This window comes from Catellatospora sp. IY07-71, assembly GCF_018326265.1.
In the GTDB taxonomy this organism is placed as follows: Bacteria; Actinomycetota; Actinomycetes; order Mycobacteriales; family Micromonosporaceae; genus Catellatospora.
In genome coordinates this window covers 8,488,692-8,504,806 of record NZ_AP023360.1, presented here as the reverse complement: position 1 = coordinate 8,504,806, position 16,115 = coordinate 8,488,692, and the positions used below count along the sequence as shown (strand labels likewise).

Below are 16,115 nucleotides of genomic sequence, written 5' to 3'. Positions count from 1 at the left end.
CAGGAGGAATCTTTTTCGGAGGTTCACGCGTGAGTCACTGCCCAGGGCTCATCGCTAGGGCACACGCAAGGGAAAACCTTCAGGCGAGAATCCGCAGCAGATCAGTTCGGTTGCGGACGTTGTATCGCCGGTAGAGCCGGGACAGGTGCGCTTCGACTGCCTTCACCGACAGGTACATGGATGCGGCAATTTCCCGGTTCGTCGCACCGGACCGAACAAGGTGCACCACCTGCCGCTCGGTCTCGGACAGCGTTCCCGAGCCCTTGTTCAGCTTGTCGAGCTCATGCTGGGCGCACGGAAGCCAGGCGAGGGCGCCGATGGCACTGAACCGCGCGATGGCCTCGCCGAAGGCCACCCGAGCCGCGGCCCGTCGTCGCGCCCGCCGCTCCAGCTGCCCCAGGATCAGATAGGCCCGCGCGACATCGATCGGGTACGAGATCTCGCCGTACGTGGCGATGGCGTTGCGCAGCGCCTCGGCCGCACCGGCCGGGTCACCGCCGGCGGCGCGGTGCAGTGCGCAGGAACGCTCAAGCCCGAGCCGGACAACAGGCCGCTTGAAACGCGACACGCGGCGGCGCACCTCGGTGAACGCGGCCGTGGCGGCCTCCAGTTCGTCGGCATGCACCAGTGCCTCAACGTGATCGGCGTGCCAGGGGATGATGGCCGGATCACCCGATCTCGCCGCTGCTTCGAGCGAAGCCGCGCGGTTGAACGCCATGACCGCCGCCGGAGCGTCACCGGAAAGAAGCAGGGCCTGGCCGAGGATCGCGCAGCTGACCTCGAGCCACTCGGTGTCGCCGATCGCCTCACACGCCGCGATCGCCTTGCGGGCCAGGGAGATCGCGGCGGCTGCCGATCCGGCGCACCATTCGGCCCCTGCGGCGACGGTCAGGCCGATCGCCGGCGAGGCACCCGCATCCGTGAAGAGCCGCTCGCACTCCCGTGCGGTCTTCAACGCCTCCGCGCCGTATCCGGACCGGGCATAGATCGCTGAGCACGAGATGAGCACACTCATCAGATCGCGCATCAGGCCGAGGTCGCGTACGTCCGATTCGAGCTGCCGAATCTCCTCCCGCGCCGTCCTGAGGTCACCTCGGAAGAGCGCTGTCATCGCCCAGGACTGCCGTGCCTCGATCGTCGCGGTGGTCACCGGACGCCCCTCGGCCAACTGGTACGCGCCGGCGTGCAGGTCGTCGCCGTCGTCGCGGCCCATGGTCAGCGCCATGGTCGCCTGCATGCCGATGGCCCGGATGATCTGATCGGTGTCCCCGGCGACCCGTGCCAGCTTCTCGGCCCGGTGTGACTCCGCGTCGGCGTCGTCGTACCGGCGCTCGAAGTACGCCAAGGTTGCGGCGTAGCAGGCCACCTGGGCCTCCAGCCGGGGATCGCCCACGGCGTCGCGGCCGGCTTCGGCGAGCAGTTCACCCACCCCGTGCAGATCCTGTCCGGCCGCGTCGACCAGCAACAGCCGCGCGGAGACCCGGACGTCCGCAGTCTGGCCGGCTTTCAGCGCGGCCGTGGCCGCTTCCCGCGCCCGCGCGACCTGGCCGGCCGCGTCGGCATATCGCGCCGCCGCCAGCAGACGCCGGGCGGCCGCATCTCCGGCGGGTATGGGGGTTCGCTGCGCCGCGAGCCGGGACAGTGCCGCGGCACTGGCGAAGGCGCCTCGGGCCGCCGCGTCAGCCGCCGCGGCATCGGCAAGCGCTGCCGTGCCCTCGTCCGGCCCGGCGCTGCCAAGGGCCAGGTGCAGCACCCGCTCGACCGGATCCTCCACGATGGACATCAGGAGTGCGTGCGCGGTCCGTCGCTGTGCGGCCGTGGCATCCGCGTAGACCAGCTCCCGCAGCAGTGGGTGCCGGAACACCACGCTGCCGTCGCCGTTCACCGCGATGACCTGCGCCTGCTCCGCCTCGTCGAAAGCGTCCACGGGCAGGCCCAGCATGCCGAGACTGGGCCTGGCCACGGCAGCGGCCAGCAACAGCGTCTCACGGGTGGACTCGCTCAGCCCGGTCAGGTGATCAGACAGGAGAGAGCGCAGCCGTCCCGGCACCGGAAGGGGGTCGTGATCCTCCAGGGTCTCGTCGCGTCTGGACAACGCATTGCCCAGCTCGACCGCGACCAACGGGTTGCCACCACTGGCCTTGTGGATGCGGCGCACGATCGACGGTGAGAGCCCTTGACCGGCGAGCACTGTCGCGATACCCCGGTAGCCGAGTGGTTCCACGGCGATGACTCGCGTGTCGCCGGGGCACAGCTGGCGGGTGAGCGGCTCGCCGTCGGATACGCGCTCGGTGGCCAGGACCGTCACCCTGGCATCGCCGAGCCGCCGGGCCGCGAATGCCAGGACCTCCGCACTCGCCTCATCAACCCATTGCGCATCATCGATGAGCATGGTCACCGGGCCGTCGCCGGCCAAGCGGCGTAGCAACTCCAGCACGGCGATCCGGATCGTCAGGGCGTCCCGGGGCGTCGCCTGGGCCGGGGCGCGCAGCAGCGCCACCTCGAGCGCTTCGCGCAGGTGCGTGGGCAGCCCTCGGACCCGGGAGAGCTGATCGGCGAACAGGTCCACGAGCACCACGTGCGGCAGGCTTGCCTCGACCTCCGCAGGCGTCGTACGCAGGACGGTCACCCCGCTTGCCGCCAGGTGGGCGGCGACGGCACCGGCGACGACGGACTTCCCGATGCCGGACGGTCCGTGGAGGAGTACGCTCCGTCCTGCGACCAATGCCCCCGTCGCATCACGCAGAACCTCGCTGCGCCCGGCGACTCGCACTGTGCCACCACCCCATTAGCAGGTAAAACTGCCGTTAATCTAGGCACCTGGCGCATGGCAGGCAAGTGGCAAGAGGGTGAACAAATACCCGGAGAGCCGTTCAAAACGTGGCCTATTCCGGTCAATGTGATCTGTGACTCTCGGCAGCGGCGCCTACCGCTCGCGGACTGACGGCGCCACCACCGGCTCGCCCGCCGCCGCGGCGACACCGGCCGTGCCTACGCGCTGACGCAGGTCACCGGTCATTGTCCCGGGATGCCAGGCGTCCGCCGTGACCTGGCCGTCTGCACCGTCAACGGATCGCCCGCGACAGCCAGGACCGATTTCGCATTCTGCCGCGCCTGCCCCACCGACGTTCTGCGGTTAGCCCGGAATGCGAATCGGCTGTGCCCGTCCGGTGACGGTCACAGCCGATCGCTGGTGGTGCCGAGGTCAGCTTGCCGAGCAGGCGGCGTCCAGTTCCTTGAGGGCGGCTTCGAGCTTCTCCTTGCCGGGCTTGGCGGTGGCGCTGTCGTACGCGTCGGCCAGGGCCGCCATCTCCTGCTGGACCTTGTCTGCGGCGGCGCCGACCGGCCCGTTCGCGCCGATGGAGAACGCGATGACCGAGGCCGAGCCCGCGGTCCACTGTGCGCTCACCGCGATGTGCCCGGCGGGCGGACCGATCTTCTCGGCTACCGCGATCTTGTCCGCGTTGTCCTTGACGGCCTTCTTGATGTCGGCACAGGCCTTGCTGGCGGCCGCGTCGGCGGCCGGGGCGGCGCTGGAAGCCGCCGGGGCCGGCGACGCCGCGGACGGCTCCGATCCGGGCTGCGCATCGCAGCCCGCCATCGCGATCGCCGCTGCGAAGGCCAAGCCGCTCAGGACAAGCCGGTTCTGGTACATGAACATCCCCCATGATCGTTAGGTCGGGCCGGACACTACCAGTTCGTGGTCAGCCGGGCGGAGCCGTGAAGGGCGCGCGAGCGACGAGGTGATCCAGGCCATGGGGCTGGCACGCCGCACCGGTCGATCGATTCGAGGAACCGGCGGCAACGGCTTCGCGCGCCGCGCCGTGCCGGTTCACCGCTGCCGGACGCGCAGCACTCCGGTGAGCATCGGCAGGGTGAACTCGCCGTCGGCGGTCTCCGGCGTCTGCGCGAGGAACGCGCGGATCCGGCCGAGCGCCGCCTCCCGCGCCTCGGCCGGCATGGTGAGCATGCCGGCGCGGGTCCCGAGCGTCGCGACGAGGGACTCGGCCGTGCGGCGCTGCCCGTGCGCGAACTCCGCCTGCTCCGGCGAGCCGAACCGGGCCGCCCCGCCCGCGCGGGGCAGGTGCAGGCCCGCGGTCGCGGCGCGCCAGCAGCGCAGGGTGTCCCGCGGCCCGATCGCCTCGCCGCCGCCGACCCGTTCGAGCCGGGCGATCCAGCCGACCCGGTCGTCGAGGACGTTCCACAGCCCGGCCAGGATGCCGCCGGGCGCCAGCACCCGGGCGATCTCGGGGCCCGCGACGGCCATGTCGAACCAGTGCATGGCGTTCCCGGCGAGCACCGCGTCGACGGACGCGTCCGGCAGCGGGATCGCCTCGGCGCTGCCCGCCAGGGCGCGTACGGACGGCACCGCGCGGCGCAGCTGGGCCAGCATCGCCGGGTCGGGCTCGACCGCGACGACGTCGGCGCCCAGCGCCGCCAGCGTCCCGGTCAGCTTGCCGGTGCCCGCGCCGAGGTCGAGCACGCGGAGGCCGGGTGCGGCCGCCAGCGCCCAGCGCACCGCGTCCGGCGCGTAGTCCGGGCGGTGCTCGGCGTACGCGACCGCCGCCGCGCCGAACGACGATGCGAGCAGCCGCTCGTCCTGCTCCATGGTCGCCCCCGTCCAACGTGTACAGCCCTGTCGGGGCCATGAGATCAGAAGGCCGGCCGCGCCGCCACCTCGCCGCCCGTCCGTCAGGTTTACATCGACAGCGGTGGAAGGGCGGCGTGATGCGGGATCCGCTCGTGGGCCTGTGGCGCGGAGCCTTCGGCGACGGCACGCTCGTCGAGATCGTGGGCACACCGGCCGCATACGCGGTGACGTCTCTGGAGCCGTACCCGAAACGGCGCCTGGCGCTGCGCCGGATCCCGGCCGGGTCGGCGGTGGCGCTGCTGCACCGGACCGGCGGGTCGTCGTACGGCGGGGTGCACGGCCGGTGGTGGGAGACGAACCTGCGCCTGGCGGAGTGGTCGGCGGTATGGCTGACCCTCGACCCCCGGGGCATGACGCTGTCCGGCACCATCGCCGGCACGGCCACCGATCCCGGCGCGTTTCTCTCCTACCGGCGGGCGCTCGCCGAGGAGCGTGCCCATCGGGCGGCCGACCGGGCGTGGGACGTTCCGCCGAGCCTGGCCGAGCGCGACACCGTGCCGAACCTGGAGCGGCCGTCCGGTGGTCCGGTCCGGAAGGCGGGCAGCCTCAGCGACGGCCTCCGGCTCCGCAATCGCCGGGACAGCTACTGAGCCGCGGACGATGGCGGAGCATGACCGCTGACCAGGGCATCACAGCGCCGTACCCACCGCGATCCGGTTCTGCTGGCAGACTACCGGTGGGCACCACGGGGCACGGCCCGGTCACCGCCGATCGTGCGGCCGTCCCGTTCGGACCGGTGCCCTGCGGCTCGCGGCGGCGGGGAGGCGGATCGGGATGTCGGGACCGGAATCCGGGACGGGGGCGGTGCTGCCCGCCGACGGCCACGTGCACAGCGAGTGGTCCTGGGACGCATACGTCGGGTCGATGGAGCGGACCTGCGCGCGGGCGGTCGAGCTGGGCCTGCCCGCGGTCGCCTTCACCGAGCACGTCGACTTCACCCCCTGGCCCCTGCAGGCCGAGGAGCTGGAGGAGGAACACCGGTTCCTGCTGGACTTCGTGAATCCCGACGGGCTGCTGGTGCCGCCGCGCTTCGACGCCGACGGATACCTGGAGTCCGTGCAACGGTGCCGCGAGCTTTTCCCGAGCCTGCGCATCATCACCGGGATCGAGTTCGGCGAGCCGCACCGACACCGTGCCGAGGTCACCCGGCTGCTGGCCGGCGGTGCGTTCGAACGGGTGCTGGGCTCGCTGCACTGCCTGCCGATCGGTGCGGGGTTCGCCGAGCCGCCGCACCACTTCCAGCGCCGGCAGCCCGCGGAGGTGATGCGCGACTACCTGGCCGAGATCGCGTGCCTCGTGGCGGGGTCGGACGTGTTCTCGGTGCTGGCGCATGTGGACTACGCGGTCCGCTACTGGCCGGAGCAGGCCGGGCCGTTCGAACCGCACCTTTTCGAGGACGAGTTCCGCCATGCGCTGCGGGCGCTGGCCGGCGGCGGGCGGGTGCTGGAGGTGAACACCGGGGGACGGCTGCACCCGGAGATCGTGCGCTGGTGGCGTGAGGAGGGCGGGGAGGCGGTCACCTTCGGCAGCGACGCGCACAGCCCGCGGGCGCTCGCGCGCGACTTCGCGCAGGCCGTGGCGATGGTCGAGGCACACGGCTTCCGGCCCGGCCGGCACCCGTACGACACCTGGTTCCGGCCGGGTCGCTGACCGGCGGCTAGCGGATCGGGTTCCAGCCGTCGGCCCCGGCGAGGTACGCCTCGGGCGTCATCACGGCGGCGGCCGCGGCGTCGAGCTGCGGCCGGTCCACGCTGGCCACGGCGCCCGGCCCGCGGTTGGCGTACTCGGCGTAGCGCGCGTCGCGCCAGGAGAACGCGCCGAAGTCCGTCCACGGCGCCGCGCCGATGATGTGCGCGCCCAGCTTCGAGTCGCGGATGAGCACCTGCGCGATCGCGTTCGGGTCGTTGCTCGGGTGCCACGGCCGGCCCAGGTGGACGGTGCCGGCCGGTGCGGTGCCGGTGAACGTGGACTCGCTGAACAGGAAGCCGTACGGGTTCGCGATGCTGGTGCTGGCCGCGGTGACGTACCCGTTGTTGGTGGCCGAGCCGCGGTCCAGGGAGTGCACCCGGCAGCGGTCGAACACCGCGGTGGCCCGGCCGAAGACGAAGTCGACGTCGCCCTCGACGTAGCACTTGCGCAGGTAGACCCGGGCCGGCACGTCGGCGGCGGGGCTGTTGACGTAGAGGGTGTCCTGGTTGCCGAGGAAGCGCACGTTGTCGAAGACGATCCGGTCGGCGCGGGTCAGCACGGCCACCGCCTGCCGGTTGGTGATCTCCGGGTGGGCCGCCTCGTCGAACGCGTTCTCGAAGGTCAGGTTGCGCGCGCTGAAGTCGTGCCCGTCGATGGTCACCGAGGCGCTGCCGGAGGTGCCCCACGGGGTGCCGTCCGGCTTGAGCGTGCCGTTGGCCCGGTCGTCGGTGATGACCACGGCGGACGGGTCGGGGCCCTGGCCGCGGAACACCACGTACGGCTTGCTCGCCGGGACGATCACCTGCCCGTGGTAGACACCGGGCTGGATCTTGATGGTGAAGGTGGACGCGTTCCCGGCCGGCACCGCGTCGACGGCGGCCTGGATGCTGCTGAAGTCGCCGCTGCCGTCGGCGGCGACCGTGACGTACGGCCCCGGCCAGGCCTGGGCCGGTGCGCCGGGCCCCACGATGGCGGCCAGGGCCAGCACGGCCGGCCAGAATCTGCTCGCGCGCATGAACTGCTCCTCAGGGATGGAGGCGATGCGGGAAGAAGGAAAGCGCTTTCCGCGACAACATAGACGTCCCTCGCTCCTGCGTCAACGCATCCACCGCCCGGTCAGGTTTCCCCGTGCCGAAAGCAGATGGCGTCTGTGGACGGTCCGCCGCTAGCGTCACCCGATGACCTACCTCAGCCCGCTGGCGTACCTGCTCGGCATCGAAGGCGTGGCCCTGCTCCGGGGCATCCGGGAGGGCGGCGCCGACCGGGCGTTCGTCGAGGCCCGGCTCACCGAGATCCGTGCCCTGCTGGACATCTCGGCACTCGACGAGGAGGCCGAGGTCATCACGGCGACGCACGGCACGATCAGCACCGCCGACGTGTACCGCGCGTGGGCGCCGACCTATGACGAGCCCGGCAACGGGATGATCGACATAGAGCAGCCGCTGGTCCGGCAGATCCTGGCCGGGTTACCGGTCGGCACCGCGCTCGACGCGGCCTGCGGCACCGGCCGGCACGGGGCGTACCTGGCCGAGCTGGGCCATCGGGTGATCGGCGTGGATCAGTCCGCCGAGATGCTCGCCCTGGCGGCGGTGCGGGTGCCGGACGCGGACCTCGTCCAGGCGGACCTGGCGGCGATCCCGCTGCCCGACGGCTCCGTGGACACCGTCGTGTGCGGACTGGCGCTGGCCCACGTGCCCGATCTCGGGCCGGTACTGGCCGAGTTCGCCCGGGTGCTGCGGCCGGGCGGGCACCTGGTGATCTCCGACGCGCACCTGCTGTCGTCGTACCTGCGGCCGACCCTGCCGCGGCGACCCGGCCCGGACGGCCGCCCGAGCATCCTCATCGAGTACCACCGGCCGCTCAGCGCCTACCTGGCCGCCGCCCTGCCGCTGGGATTCCAGGTCCGGCACTGCGCGGAGCCGGGTCGGCCGCCGGCGACCACCGAATCCGGCCCGCTGCCCACGGAGATGTCCTGGGACCTGCTGCGCTGGTGCCCTGAGGCGGCGTCCGCCGCCCACGACGACGCCCCGGTCGTCGTGATCTGGCACTTCCAGTTGGAGGTCAGCGAGTCCACCAGTCGGGCTTCTTGAACACCCAGCGAATGCTCCGGTAGACGAGCCATGCGGGCACCAGCCAGCAGCACAGCTGACCTACCAGGCGTCCCGCCTCATACGAGTCCACTGATGATCCTTCCGGTGCGGTCCGAAGATCATATGGGGGTACGCCGCGGGCCCGCGCCCGGACGATCGGCCGGGAACCGGCCCGGCTCGGATGATCCACAGTCGCCCGGTCAGGCGTAACGGGCCGCCGCGGCGCGCAGCTCGGCGGCCACCCGGTCGCGGAAGGCCGCCGGGGCGAGCACCTCGACCTGGGAGCCGAGGCCGAGCATGGCCGACACCGCCCACAACCCGTCCTCGAACGGCACCGTCAGCTCGACCTCGCCGTCCGCGGTGAGCGGCACCCGGTCCTGCCCGTGCACCGGCACCAGGCGGCGCAACCGGGGCAGCGCCCACGCGGACACGCGCACCGTGACCTCGACCGCGGTGGTCTCCCGCTCCAGCTCGCGGCGCGACTGCGCCCAGGTCTCCGCGAGGTCGAACCCGTCCGGGCGGGCGGCGGGCGTCTCCAGCGGCTCCACCGCACGCACCCGCGACACCCGGTAGGTGCGCCGCCGCCCGTCCCGCAGCGCCACCAGATACCAGTCCCCGGCGGCCAGGACCAGGCCGAGCGGGTCGAGCTCGCGCACCGACTCCCGCCCGTCCCGCACATAGGTCAGGCGCACCCGGCGGTCCGCCCACACCGCCGCGGCCAGCTCGGCCAGGCAGGGCACCGGCTCGGCCGTGGCATACCAGCGGACCGGGTCGAGGTGGAAACGCTCGGCGCTGCGACCCGCCCGCTGCCGGGCCTCGCCGGTGAGGCTGGCCCACACCTTCATCCGGGCGCCCGCCAGCATCTCGCCCAGCCCCAGCTGCTGCGCCGGACCCGCCAGCCCGAGGAACGCCAGCGCGCCCGCCTCGTCCAGCCCCACCCCGGTCAGCCGGGTCCGGTAGCCGCCGTCCAGCCGGTAACCGCCCGCCGGGCCGCGCGCCGCGCGCACCGGCACCCCCGACGCGACCAGGGCCTCGACGTCCCGCTGCACGGTGCGCTCGCTGACCTCCAGCAGCCGGGCCAGCTCCCGCGCGCTCGCTTGACCGCGCACCTGGAGGTGCAGGAGCAGGGACATCATCCGGGAGGCGCGCATCCGCCGATTCTCGCCGACGTATACGACAGAGGATGTCGGGAATTCGGGGCATAGTGTCTCCGGCGGCGCCGTCCAGGGCACCGATCAGGGAAAAGGGAGTGACATGACCGAGACGGCACAGCGGATCTCGCCCGCGCAGTTCCACCAGGCGGAGGGCGTCGGCGACTGGCGCGTCATCGGCGACGGCGCGTGCGCCTGGTTCCGGATCCCGTCGTTCGCCGCGGGTGCGCGGTTCGTGCAGGCGATCAGCGAGCTGCCCGGCACGCCCGCGCCCGACGTCGACCTGCGGGACGGGGCGGTGACCGTACGCCTGATCCGGTGGGTCCCCGGCTTCTTCGGGATGACGGAGGCGCACGTCGCGCAGGCCCGGCAGATCTCGGCCGCGGCGCGTGAGCTGGGCCTGACCGCCGACCCGTCCCGGGCGCAGAACGTGCAGATCTGCCTCGACGCCCTGGTGGTGCCCGACGTCATGCCGTTCTGGCTGGCGGTGCTCGGCTACACCGAGCGGGGCGACTGTCCCGGTGACATGATCGACCCCCGGCAGCGCGGGCCGCTGGTCTACTTCCAGGAGATGGACGCGCCGCGCCCGCAGCGCAACCGGATCCACCTCGACATCTGGGTCGCGCACGACCAGGCCGAGGCGCGGGTCGCGGCGGCGCTCGCGGCGGGCGGCAGGCTGGTCACCGACGAGCACGCGCCGTCGTGGTGGGTGCTGGCCGACGCCGAGGGCAACGAGGTCTGCATCGGCACCTGGCTGACGCGTGCCGAGTAGGGCACGGCCCCGGTGCGGGGCCGGGGCCGTGCCCGCCGGTCAGCGGCGCTTCAGGGCGAAGACGCCCCAGCCGAGGTACGGCCGCAGGTAGCGGACGTAGTCCAGCGGCGCCCGGTCCAGCTCGGCCCGGAACTCCGCGGCCAGCTCGTCATCAGGGTCGGCGTCCAGCCAGGCCCGGATGTTGAACCACTGTGCGGCGGCGTACCGGTCCCAGCTGTCCTCGTCGGCCAGGACCATCTCGACCAGGTCCCAGCCCTGCTCCCCGCACAGCTCGACGAGGCCCGGCAGGTCGCGATAGTCGTCCTTGGACGTGGCGTGGCAGCCCGCGACGGTGGCCTGGTCGGGCGGGTCCTGCCGCCAGAACGGCTCCCCGACGAGCAGCAGCCCGCCCGGCCGCAGGCTGCGGGCGAGCAGGTCGAGGGTGCCGGCGAAGCCGCCGCCGATCCAGGTGGCCCCGATGCAGCAGGCCACGTCGACGGGGGTGGGTGCCACGTGCCCGGCGGCGTCGCCGTGCACGAAGGTGACCCGGTCGGCGACGCCGAGCTCGGCGGCCCGTTCCCGGGCCTTGGCGGTGAAGACGGTGCTGATGTCGACGCCGGTGCCGGTGACGCCGTGGTCACGGGCCCACCGGCAGAGCAGCTCGCCGGTGCCGCAGGCCAGGTCGAGCACGGTGGTGCCGGGGCGCAGGCGGACGGCCCGGCCCAGCACGCCGAGCTTGTCCTCGGTGAACGGGTTGTGGACGCGGTGGCTGCTCTCGCGGATGGTGAAGCTACGTGGAAGATCCACTTCTGCGATTCCTCTGGTCTGGTCTCAACGTGGTCGGGGGGTCGAGGCGGACCAGCAGCGCGGGCATCAAAGCACCTCCAGAGATCGTCGAAGCCGCCAAACTAACCGCGGGGCGCGAGCCGCGTCGAGCGGATTCCCCCGTTCGAAGCTCCCGCCAGGCTGCTCGAAAAGCCTGGCGGGAGCTTCGAACGCGATCAGCGGATGCGACGCAGGCCGAGGTACTGCAGCTCGGCGAAGGCGGCCACGGCGGCGGCCTGCCCGAGCACGAACACCGTGCCGAGCGTGGTCAGCTCGAACCAGCCGCCCAGCACGAGCACGACACTCGCCACGGTCCAGAGGCCGTTCGTGGCGATCACGCTCCAGACCGCGGGCCGGCTGATCCGGCGGCGGGTGCCGATCAGCGCCACCAGCGCGGCGTACGCCAGCAGGAAGATCCCCACCGGCAGCAGCAGGCCGGGCGGCAGGCCGAGCAGCTCGCCGAGCGGCCCGGACCCGACCGCCGCCAGCGCCCCCACGGCCCCCGTGGCCGCGGTGTCGGCGAGCAGCGCGTGCCGCAGCAGCCGCTCAGGGCTCGCCAGCGGCGTGGCGTCGTGGGTATCGATGTCTGCCATTTCTGTCCTCTCCGGTGCGTCTTGGTGCCCTCCCACCATCGGCGGCCCGGGGTGCGCCTGTCGATGACGTGCGAGGTAATGGCGCGGGTGCGGGCGGCCTGGTTAGGGTCGGCGGCGGGGAGGTGCGATGACGACGACGGTGCGCGACCAGCGGCCGGTGGGGGAGCTGCTGCGGGGGTGGCGCGAGCACCGGCGGCTGACCCAGCTGGAGCTGTCCAACCAGGCCGAGGTGTCCACCCGGCACCTGAGCTTCGTGGAGACGGGCCGCTCGCGGCCGAGCCGGGACATGGTGCTGCACCTGGCCGAGCAGCTCGACATCCCGCTGCGCGAGCGCAACCGGCTGCTGCTCAGCGCCGGCTACGCGCCGGTGTACGGGCAGGCGCCGCTGGACTCGCCGCGCCTGGGGCCGGTGCGCGCCGCGCTGCGCCAGGTGCTCGCCGGGCACGAGCCGTACCCGGCGGTGGTGGTGGACCGGTGGTGGAACCTCGTCGACGCCAACGCCGCGCTGGGCGTGCTCACCGCGGGCATCGCGGATCACCTGCTGGCGGCCCCGGCCAACGTGCTGCGAGCGGGTCTGCATCCGCAGGGCATGGCGCCGCACATCGTGAACCTGGGTGAGTGGCGGGCCCACCTGCTCGGCAGGCTGCGCCGGCAGGTCGCCGCGACCACCGACCCGGAGCTGGCCGCGCTGTACGAGGAGCTGCGCGACTACCCGTGCGACCAGCCGGAGCCGGAGGTCGAGACGCCCGGCCCCGGCGACATCGTGGTGCCGCTACGGCTGCGGCACGACGGCGGTGAGCTGGCGTTCATCAGCATCGTGGCGACGTTCGGCACGCCGCTGGACGTGACCGTGGCCGAGCTGTCCATCGAGTCGTTCTTCCCGGCCGACGAGCACACCGCCGAGGTGCTGCGCCGGTGGCGGTCCACACCGGATGCCGCCCCTTGACGGGCGGGCCGGACGATGCCTACGGTACGCGGCGACAACTGAAGACTTCGCTGAACGAACCGCAGCGGGAGAGCCCCGGCCGTGCCGGGCGCCGAAGGAGCAACACTCCCCGTCAATCTCTCAGGCCCACGTACCGCCGCGGTGAGGCGACTCTGGAAAGCCGGGACACCGTCCCGCGCCCACGGTGCAAACCACCCCGCCGGTGGTGAAGCTCTCAGGCTCCATGACAGAGGGGGAGGCACACCGACCTCGGTGCCGCGCGCCGCGGCACCCGGACCAGGGAGCCTCCCGTGAGCAGTGCCGTGCCCGCGCACCTGCGCTACACCCGTGACCACGAATGGCTGGACGGCGGCGACGTCGCGACCGTCGGCATCACCGCGTTCGCCGCCGACGCGCTCGGCGACGTGGTCTTCCTCGAACTGCCCGCGCCCGGCCGGACCGTGGCGGCGGGCGAGCCGTGCGGCGAGATCGAGTCGACGAAGTCGGTCAGCGAGCTGTACGCGCCCGCCGCCGGCGAGATCGTCGCCGTGAACGAGGCCGCCGCCGCCGAGCCGGGCCTGCTCAACAGCGACCCGTACGGGCAGGGCTGGCTGTTCCGGCTGCGCCTGACCGGCACGCCCGAGCTGCTGGACGCGGCCGCCTACGCGGCGTTCACGGGGGAGGCGGCGTGACCGGGCTGGACCGCACGCTGGCCGAGTGCGACCCCGAGGTGGACGCGGCGCTGCGCGCCGAGCTGGGCCGCCAGCGCGACACCCTGGAGATGATCGCGAGCGAGAACTTCGCGCCGCTCGCGGTGCTGCAGGCGCAGGGTTCGGTGCTCACCAACAAGTACGCCGAGGGTTACCCCGGCCGCCGCTACTACGGCGGTTGCGAGCACGTCGACGTGGTGGAGCGGCTGGCGATCGAGCGGGTCAAGGCGCTGTTCGGCGCGGCGTACGCGAACGTGCAGCCGCACTCGGGCGCGCAGGCCAACGCGGCCGCGATGGCGGCGCTGCTCCAGCCCGGCGACACCATCCTCGGCCTGGACCTGGCGCACGGCGGCCACCTCACGCACGGCATGCGGATCAACTTCTCCGGCCGTCTCTACCGCGCGGTGGCCTACCGGGTGTCCGAGCACGACGGGCGGGTGGACCTGGCCGAGGTCGAGCGGCTCGCGCACGAGCACCGGCCGCAGCTGATCATCGCGGGCTGGTCGGCGTACCCCCGGCAGCTCGACTTCGCCGCGTTCCGGCGCATCGCCGACGCGGTGGGCGCCCGGCTCATGGTGGACATGGCGCACTTCGCGGGGCTGGTCGCGGCGGGGCTGCACGCCAACCCGGTGCCGTACGCGGACGTGGTGACCACCACGACCCACAAGACGCTCGGCGGCCCGCGCGGTGGCGTGGTGCTGACCTGCCACGAGGACGTCGCGCGCAAGGTCGACAGCGCGGTCTTCCCGGGTCAGCAGGGCGGGCCGCTGCAGCACGTGATCGCCGCGAAGGCGGTGGCGTTCAAGCTCGCGGCCGAGCCGGAGTTCACCGAGCGGCAGCGGCGTACGCTCGGCGGCGCGCGGCTGCTGGCGCAGCGGCTGTCCGAGCCGGACGTAGCCGGGGCCGGGATCAGCGTGCTCACCGGCGGCACGGACGTGCATCTGGTGCTGGTGGATCTGCGCGATTCGGCGCTGGACGGCAGGCAGGCCGAGGACCGGCTGCACGCGGTCGGGATCACGGTCAACCGCAACGCGGTGCCGGGTGATCCGCGCCCGCCGCTGGTCACCTCCGGGCTGCGCGTCGGCACGGCGGCGCTGGCCGCCCGGGGCTTCACCGAGCCGGACTTCGTGGAGGTCGCGGACGTGGTCGCGCAGGCGCTGCTGCCGTCCTTCGACGGCGCGGTCGCGGCCTGGCTGCGCTCCCGGGTGGCCGCCCTCACCGCGGCGCACCCGCTCTACCCGGCGCTCTAGGCATTACCGTTGCAACCGAGTGGACTCTAGTGACCACTCGTGTTGCAGTCGGCCGTTGCCGGCCGACGGTCCCCGTCTGACCCACCGGGGTGGTGCGGGGTGGTCGTTTCACAGCCACCTGCCACCACGAGGGTGGTCTCACGGTCGGCTCCACGGCCGTTTTGCGTCTGCCGGCCACTCCGGTCGACGTACTGCTGCAGGTTGACCGCCGCGTTGAGATCACGGTCCAAGCGCAGGCCGCAGTGCTCGCAGGTGTAGGTCCGTACCCGCAGCGGCAGCTTGGGTTTCACCACGCCGCAGGACGAACAGGTCTTCGTGGAGGCGAACCACCGGTCGGCGACGACCAGCCGGCCGACGTTCCAGGTGGTCTTGTATTCCAGCTGGCGGCGCAGGGTGGCCCACCCGGCGTCGGCGATGTGCCGGGCCAGGCGCCGGTTGCGGATCATCCCGGCGATGTTGAGGTCCTCGACCACGATCGTCCCGTAGGTCGCGGCGAGGGCCGAAGTGAGTTTGTGCAGGCCGTCGGCGCGCAGGTTCGCGACGCGGGCGTGTGCGCGGGTCAGGCGGGTCTTGGCCTGCCGCCAGCGCCGGGACGGCTGCTGGCCGGTGCGCCGGTCGGGGCCCTGGCGCTGGGACAGGGTCCGCGCGGCGGCGCGCAGCCGCGCTTGTGCCCGGGTCAGGTGGCGGGGGTTGGGCACGAGCTGCCCGGTGGACAGCACCGCCAGGCTGGTGATCCCGAGGTCGACGCCGACGGTGGCCTGCGGGTGGGCGGGGGTGCGCGCGGTGCGGGTGACCTGCACGGTGAACGACACGTGCCAGCGCCCGCCGGTGTGGCGGACGGTGGCCGACATGATCCGGGCGGTGCCCGCGTGCAGGCGGCGGGCGAGTTTGCGGGTGGACTCGTGGGTGCGGATGCGGCCCAGCCTGGGCAGGGTCACATGGTGGCGGGTGTCCTCGACGCGGATGGCGCCGGTGGTGAACCGCACCGACGGTGTCACCCGCCGCCGCGACCGGAACCGCGGGAACCCAACCCGCGCACCGGCGCGGCGGCCCGACCGCGACGCCGACCAGTTGCCCAGCGCCCGCGCCAGCCCATCCAGGCCGGTGTTGTACGCCTCCTTCGAGCACTGCGCCCACCACGGCGCGACCTCGGGTTTGGCGGTGTTCCAGGCGCGGCGCAGGGCGGGCAGGTTCCAGCCCAGCGCAGGGGTCAGCTGCTCACCGTCCAGGCCGTAGGTGCGTTCGGCGGCGCGCTGGCCGAGGTTGGCGCGCACCGCGGCCAGGGCCCAGTTGAACGCGAACCGCCCGGCTCCGGCGTGGCGGTGCAGGTCTCGGTCCTGGGCCGGGGTCGGGTCCAGGGCGAACCGGTACGCCTGAACCACGACAGCACCAACCACATCGGACACGCGGACAGGTTATACACCGAGTACGACAACACCTCGACCACCACCCGCCGGCCCGGCACACCAGCGGGCGCTGA

General features: G+C 72.9%; 15 protein-coding genes and 1 riboswitch. Of the genes, 7 read left to right on the top strand and 8 right to left on the bottom strand.

The window, feature by feature from the left end; all coding sequences use genetic code 11:
- Nucleotides 1–79: 79 nt before the first annotated feature.
- The 3 genes from CS0771_RS38060 to CS0771_RS38050 all read right to left on the bottom strand — a co-directional run bounded on the left by CS0771_RS38060 (nt 80) and on the right by CS0771_RS38050 (nt 4,609).
- On the bottom strand, nt 80–2,773 hold the full coding sequence (locus tag CS0771_RS38060; protein WP_212845454.1) for a LuxR family transcriptional regulator: 2,694 nt from the start codon (nt 2,771–2,773) through the stop codon (nt 80–82).
- Between the two features lie 432 nt (nt 2,774–3,205).
- The gene (locus CS0771_RS38055; RefSeq protein ID WP_212846315.1) at nt 3,206–3,625 is read right to left on the bottom strand and encodes a hypothetical protein; all 420 of its coding nucleotides are present in this window, start codon (nt 3,623–3,625) and stop codon (nt 3,206–3,208) included.
- Nucleotides 3,626–3,832: 207 nt separating this feature from the next.
- Nucleotides 3,833–4,609 (bottom strand): class I SAM-dependent methyltransferase, encoded by a 777-nt coding sequence (locus tag CS0771_RS38050; RefSeq protein WP_212845453.1) that lies wholly within the window; start codon nt 4,607–4,609, stop codon nt 3,833–3,835.
- 119 nt (nt 4,610–4,728) lie between these two features.
- On the opposite strand from CS0771_RS38050, the gene CS0771_RS38045 reads away from it, so the two are divergent.
- A complete protein-coding gene (locus CS0771_RS38045; RefSeq protein WP_212845452.1) occupies nt 4,729–5,241 on the top strand; it encodes a hypothetical protein in 513 nt (170 codons plus the stop codon).
- Nucleotides 5,242–5,425: 184 nt separating this feature from the next.
- Nucleotides 5,426–6,301, top strand: coding sequence for a PHP domain-containing protein (locus tag CS0771_RS38040; RefSeq protein WP_212845451.1), 876 nt, complete (start codon nt 5,426–5,428; stop codon nt 6,299–6,301).
- A 7-nt stretch (nt 6,302–6,308) separates the two neighbouring features.
- Here CS0771_RS38040 and CS0771_RS38035 read toward each other — a convergent pair whose 3' ends face one another.
- Complete coding sequence (locus CS0771_RS38035) at nt 6,309–7,355, bottom strand: pectinesterase family protein (RefSeq protein ID WP_212845450.1); 1,047 nt, start codon at nt 7,353–7,355, stop codon at nt 6,309–6,311.
- Nucleotides 7,356–7,518: 163 nt separating this feature from the next.
- Here CS0771_RS38035 and CS0771_RS38030 point away from each other — a divergent pair, with 163 nt between their 5' ends.
- Complete coding sequence (locus CS0771_RS38030) at nt 7,519–8,430, top strand: class I SAM-dependent methyltransferase (protein WP_212845449.1); 912 nt, start codon at nt 7,519–7,521, stop codon at nt 8,428–8,430.
- A gap of 200 nt (nt 8,431–8,630) precedes the next feature.
- Here CS0771_RS38030 and CS0771_RS38025 read toward each other — a convergent pair whose 3' ends face one another.
- Nucleotides 8,631–9,581, bottom strand: coding sequence for a YafY family protein (locus CS0771_RS38025; RefSeq protein WP_212845448.1), 951 nt, complete (start codon nt 9,579–9,581; stop codon nt 8,631–8,633).
- A gap of 103 nt (nt 9,582–9,684) precedes the next feature.
- On the opposite strand from CS0771_RS38025, the gene CS0771_RS38020 reads away from it, so the two are divergent.
- Nucleotides 9,685–10,353, top strand: a complete 669-nt coding sequence (locus CS0771_RS38020) for a VOC family protein (RefSeq protein WP_212845447.1) — start codon at nt 9,685–9,687, stop codon at nt 10,351–10,353.
- Nucleotides 10,354–10,392: 39 nt separating this feature from the next.
- Here CS0771_RS38020 and CS0771_RS38015 read toward each other — a convergent pair whose 3' ends face one another.
- On the bottom strand, nt 10,393–11,139 hold the full coding sequence (locus CS0771_RS38015) for a cyclopropane-fatty-acyl-phospholipid synthase family protein (protein WP_244871272.1): 747 nt from the start codon (nt 11,137–11,139) through the stop codon (nt 10,393–10,395).
- 194 nt (nt 11,140–11,333) lie between these two features.
- A complete protein-coding gene (locus CS0771_RS38010; RefSeq protein ID WP_212845446.1) occupies nt 11,334–11,750 on the bottom strand; it encodes a hypothetical protein in 417 nt (138 codons plus the stop codon).
- A 127-nt stretch (nt 11,751–11,877) separates the two neighbouring features.
- On the opposite strand from CS0771_RS38010, the gene CS0771_RS38005 reads away from it, so the two are divergent.
- The 3 genes from CS0771_RS38005 (at nt 11,878) to glyA (ending at nt 14,635) form a co-directional block, all read left to right on the top strand.
- The gene (locus tag CS0771_RS38005; protein ID WP_212845445.1) at nt 11,878–12,696 is read left to right on the top strand and encodes a helix-turn-helix domain-containing protein; all 819 of its coding nucleotides are present in this window, start codon (nt 11,878–11,880) and stop codon (nt 12,694–12,696) included.
- Between the two features lie 55 nt (nt 12,697–12,751).
- Nucleotides 12,752–12,842: riboswitch (glycine riboswitch) on the top strand.
- Nucleotides 12,843–12,986: 144 nt separating this feature from the next.
- Nucleotides 12,987–13,367: a glycine cleavage system protein GcvH gene (gcvH, locus tag CS0771_RS38000; RefSeq protein ID WP_212845444.1), complete on the top strand. Its 381-nt coding sequence runs from the start codon at nt 12,987–12,989 to the stop codon at nt 13,365–13,367.
- The gene (gene glyA / locus CS0771_RS37995) at nt 13,364–14,635 is read left to right on the top strand and encodes a serine hydroxymethyltransferase (protein ID WP_305835713.1); all 1,272 of its coding nucleotides are present in this window, start codon (nt 13,364–13,366) and stop codon (nt 14,633–14,635) included. Before gcvH ends, glyA begins: the two co-directional genes overlap by 4 nt.
- Before the next feature lie 26 nt (nt 14,636–14,661).
- On the opposite strand, the gene tnpB is transcribed toward glyA, so the two are convergent.
- On the bottom strand, nt 14,662–16,041 hold the full coding sequence (gene tnpB, locus CS0771_RS37990; protein WP_212845443.1) for an IS607 family element RNA-guided endonuclease TnpB: 1,380 nt from the start codon (nt 16,039–16,041) through the stop codon (nt 14,662–14,664).
- Nucleotides 16,042–16,115: the final 74 nt, after the last annotated feature.

Excerpts from the sequence above, each read along its gene's own strand:
- CS0771_RS38030 (WP_212845449.1), top strand. The coding sequence starts at position 7,519 with ATGACCTACCTCAGCCCGCTGGCGTACCTGCTCGGCATCGAAGGCGTG.
- CS0771_RS38035 (WP_212845450.1), bottom strand. The coding sequence starts at position 7,355 with ATGCGCGCGAGCAGATTCTGGCCGGCCGTGCTGGCCCTGGCCGCCATC.
- CS0771_RS38040 (WP_212845451.1), top strand. The coding sequence starts at position 5,426 with ATGTCGGGACCGGAATCCGGGACGGGGGCGGTGCTGCCCGCCGACGGC.
- CS0771_RS38045 (WP_212845452.1), top strand. The coding sequence starts at position 4,729 with ATGCGGGATCCGCTCGTGGGCCTGTGGCGCGGAGCCTTCGGCGACGGC.
- CS0771_RS38025 (WP_212845448.1), bottom strand. The coding sequence starts at position 9,581 with ATGCGCGCCTCCCGGATGATGTCCCTGCTCCTGCACCTCCAGGTGCGC.
- CS0771_RS38005 (WP_212845445.1), top strand. The coding sequence starts at position 11,878 with ATGACGACGACGGTGCGCGACCAGCGGCCGGTGGGGGAGCTGCTGCGG.
- CS0771_RS38010 (WP_212845446.1), bottom strand. The coding sequence starts at position 11,750 with ATGGCAGACATCGATACCCACGACGCCACGCCGCTGGCGAGCCCTGAG.
- CS0771_RS38050 (WP_212845453.1), bottom strand. The coding sequence starts at position 4,609 with ATGGAGCAGGACGAGCGGCTGCTCGCATCGTCGTTCGGCGCGGCGGCG.
- CS0771_RS38020 (WP_212845447.1), top strand. The coding sequence starts at position 9,685 with ATGACCGAGACGGCACAGCGGATCTCGCCCGCGCAGTTCCACCAGGCG.